Here is a 4022-nt window from a genome sequence, read left to right on the forward strand (position 1 = left end):
TGGTGAGCTCGATTTATGGCCGCAGCCTGATCAACCGTTCGGTTATCTCGATCCTCAAGGCACACCGCTTTGCGCGTCACCGTCAAACCGACGAAACCGAGCTGTCCGTCCACGAGACATTCCCCCTGCTCAAGGCCATGAGCGAGCTGAAGCTGGGCGCCGCCTCGGTCGACCTGGGCAAGCTGGCGAACAAGTTCAAGCAGGAAGGCAACGGCCGCAGCGCCGAGCAGTTCGTGCGTGAAGAACTGGCCGACGTGGTTGGCCAGCAGAACGCTTCGGCGCGCAAGGGCACCGACGTCGTCCTGTACGGCTTCGGCCGCATCGGCCGCCTGCTGGCGCGCATCCTGATCGAGAAGACCGGTGGCGGCGACGGCCTGCGCCTGCGCGCCATCGTCGTGCGCAAGGGCGCCGAGAACGACCTGGTCAAGCGTGCCAGCCTGCTGCGCCGTGACTCGGTGCACGGCCCGTTCGATGGCACCATCACCATCGACGAAGCCAACAACACCATCACCGCCAACGGCAACCTGATCCAGGTCATCTACGCCAAGAGCCCGAGCGAAGTCGACTACACCCAGTACGGCATCGACAACGCCCTGATCGTCGACAACACCGGCGTATGGCGTGACGCCGACGGCCTGGGCCAGCACCTGGCCTGCCCGGGCGCTGCCCGCGTGATCCTCACCGCACCTGGCAAGGGCGCGCTGAAGAACATCGTGCACGGCATCAACCACGGTGACATCGCCGCCGATGACAAGATCATCTCGGCCGCCTCCTGCACCACCAACGCCATCGTGCCGGTGCTCAAGGCCATCAACGACAAGTACGGCATCGTCAACGGCCACGTCGAAACCGTTCACTCGTTCACCAACGACCAGAACCTGATCGACAACTTCCACAAGGGCAGCCGTCGTGGCCGCGCCGCGCCGCTGAACATGGTCATCACCGAAACCGGTGCTGCCACCGCAGCCGCCAAGGCACTGCCAGTGCTCAAGGGCAAGCTGACCGGCAACGCCATTCGCGTGCCGACGCCTAACGTGTCGATGGCCATCCTCAACCTGAACCTTGAGAAAGGCACCAACCGCGACGAAATCAACGAGTACCTGCGCCAGACCGCCATGCACTCGGAACTGCACAAGCAGATCGACTACGTCAGCTCCCAGGAAGTGGTTTCGACCGACTTCGTGGGTTCGCGCCACGCCGGTGTGGTCGATGCCGAGGCGACCATCGCCAACGACAACCGCGTTGTGCTGTATGTCTGGTACGACAACGAGTTCGGTTACAGCTGCCAGGTGGTTCGCGTGATGGAAGAGATGGCCGGTGTGAACCCGCCAGCGTTTCCACGCTGATTCGCTTGTAAAGTGCTAGAGAAACGGGAACCTTCGGGTTCCCGTTTTTTTTGCCTGTATTTATGGTGCCTGTACCGGCCTCTTCGCGGGGCAAGCCCGCTCCCACAGGATGAATGGCACCCTCAAGGTTGGTGTCATCCTGTGGGAGCGGGCTTGCCCCGCGAAGAGGCCGGTACAGGCAACCGAGATTCCCGACCATGCGCACAGCCCTGCTGTTCATCCTGATGCTCCTCACCGCCTGCAACCAGGGCCCGGCCCTGGAGCGCCTGGGCGGCCCGACCATGGGCAGCAGCTACAGCATCCAGTACGTGCGCGAACCCGGCGGCCCGGCACCGGCCCAGGTGCAGGCGGCGGTCGAGTCCATCCTGCAGGACATCGACCTGCATTACTCGACCTACCGCGGCGACTCCACCGTCAGCCAGTTCAACCAGCTCCCCGCCAACCAGTGCCTGGCCTTGCCCGCCGACATGCTCGAATTGGTTGCCCTCGGCCAGCACCTGGCCGAGCAGAGCGACGGCGCCTTCGACCTCACCGTCGAGCCGCTGCTCGACCTCTGGGGCTTCGGCCCCCAGGCGCGCCACGAACAGGTGCCCGACCCCAAGGCCCTGGCCCAAGTCCGCCAGCGCGTCGGCTACCGGCACCTGCAGCTGGACGGCCAGGCGCTGTGCAAGGATGCCGCCGTGGAGTTGGATTTCAACAGCATCGCCGCCGGCCACGCGGTCGATTTGATTGCCGAACGCCTGCGCGCCATGGGCGTGGCCAGCTTCGTCGCCGAAGCCACCGGCGAGCTCAAGGCACTCGGCCGCAAGCCCGATGGCAGCCCCTGGCGCATCGCCCTGGAGCTGCCGCGCGAAGACCTGCAGATAGCCCGCCAGGTCATCCCGGTCGATGGCCTGGCGTTGTCGACCTCGGGTGACTATCGCCACTATTTCGAGGAGAATGGCCGGCGCTATTCGCACACCTTCGATGCCCGCCTCGGGCGGCCGGTCGAGCATGACCTGGCAGCGGTGACCGTGCTCGATGGCTCGGCGCTGCAAGCGGACGGTTACTCGACCCTGCTGCTGATCCTCGGGCCGGAGCAAGGTTGGGATTTTGCCGTTGCCCATGACCTGGCCGCCGTGCTGGTGACTCGGGTGGCCGGTGGCTTCGTCTCCCGAGCTACGCCCGCGTTCGAACGGGCCGTGAAAGGCGAATGAAAGCGCAAGCAGGGAAGATCCACGCCAGGGAACCGGTGAACGATATGTAGTGCAGGCAAAATTGGCCTACGACGCGACCAAGGGTTAATGTGCGCGGCGTTCACGCTTGATTAGACTGCACACGAATTTTCTCATGGCGCCCCGGCGGCATGATCGAGTCCCGCGGCGACCGTGGCTGGCGGGCCAGTTCTGAAGGAGTACGCATGGCTGTCTACAACTACGACGTAGTGGTGTTGGGTTCCGGCCCGGCCGGAGAAGGTGCGGCAATGAACGCCGCCAAAGCAGGGCGCAAGGTGGCGATGGTCGATAGCCGTCGTCAGGTCGGTGGCAACTGCACCCACCTGGGCACCATCCCGTCCAAGGCACTGCGTCACTCGGTGCGGCAGATCATGCAGTTCAACACCAACCCGATGTTCCGTGCCATCGGCGAGCCGCGCTGGTTCTCCTTCCCCGACGTGCTCAAGAGCGCCGAGAAGGTGATCTCCAAGCAGGTTGCCTCGCGCACTGGCTACTACGCGCGCAACCGCGTCGACGTGTTCTTCGGCACCGGCAGCTTCGCCGACGAGCAGACCGTGGAAGTGGTGTGCCCCAACGGCGTGGTGGAAAAGCTCAACGCCAAGCACATCATCATCGCCACCGGCTCGCGCCCGTATCGCCCGGCCGACATCGACTTCCACCACCCGCGCGTCTATGACAGCGACACCATCCTCAGCCTCAGCCACACCCCGCGCAAGCTGATCGTCTACGGCGCCGGTGTGATCGGTTGCGAATACGCCTCGATCTTCAGCGGCCTGGGTGTGCTGGTGGAGCTGGTCGACAACCGCGGCCAGCTGCTGAGCTTCCTGGACTCGGAAATCTCCCAGGCGCTGAGCTACCACTTCAGCAACAACAACATCACCGTGCGCCACAACGAGGAGTACGAGCGGGTCGAAGGCCTGGACAACGGCGTGGTCCTGCACCTGAAGTCGGGCAAGAAGATCAAGGCCGACGCCTTGCTGTGGTGCAACGGCCGTACCGGCAACACCGACAAGCTGGGCCTGGAGAACATCGGCATCAAGGTCAACAGCCGTGGCCAGATCGAGGTCGACGAGGCCTACCGCACCAGCGTGCCGAACATCTACGGCGCCGGTGACGTGATCGGCTGGCCGAGCCTGGCCAGTGCCGCCCACGACCAGGGCCGCTCGGCGGCGGGCAGCATCGTCGACAACGGCAGCTGGCGCTTCGTCAACGACGTGCCGACCGGCATCTACACCATCCCGGAGATCAGCTCGATCGGCAAGAACGAGCAGGAGCTGACCCAGGCCAAGGTGCCATACGAAGTGGGCAAGGCGTTCTTCAAGGGCATGGCGCGTGCACAGATCGCCGGCGAGCCGCAGGGCATGCTGAAGATCCTGTTCCACCGCGAAACCCTGGAAATCCTCGGCGTGCACTGCTTCGGCTACCAGGCTTCGGAAATCGTCCACATCGGCCAGGCGATCAT

3 protein-coding genes are annotated in these 4022 nt (G+C 64.4%); all 3 read left to right on the forward strand.

Annotated elements, in window-relative coordinates:
* Positions 1-1346 (forward strand): glyceraldehyde-3-phosphate dehydrogenase (locus B3E94_RS18500; protein ID WP_286914611.1); only part of this gene is annotated, 1346 nt, incomplete at its 5' end.
* 197 nt (positions 1347-1543) lie between these two features.
* On the forward strand, positions 1544-2542 hold the full coding sequence (locus B3E94_RS18505) for an FAD:protein FMN transferase (RefSeq protein ID WP_286914612.1): 999 nt from the start codon (positions 1544-1546) through the stop codon (positions 2540-2542).
* A gap of 203 nt (positions 2543-2745) precedes the next feature.
* Positions 2746-4022 (forward strand): Si-specific NAD(P)(+) transhydrogenase (gene sthA / locus B3E94_RS18510; RefSeq protein WP_286914613.1); only part of this gene is annotated, 1277 nt, incomplete at its 3' end.

Source organism: Pseudomonas sp. UBA6315, from assembly GCF_002438125.1.
Taxonomy (GTDB): domain Bacteria; phylum Pseudomonadota; class Gammaproteobacteria; order Pseudomonadales; family Pseudomonadaceae; genus Aquipseudomonas; species Aquipseudomonas faucium.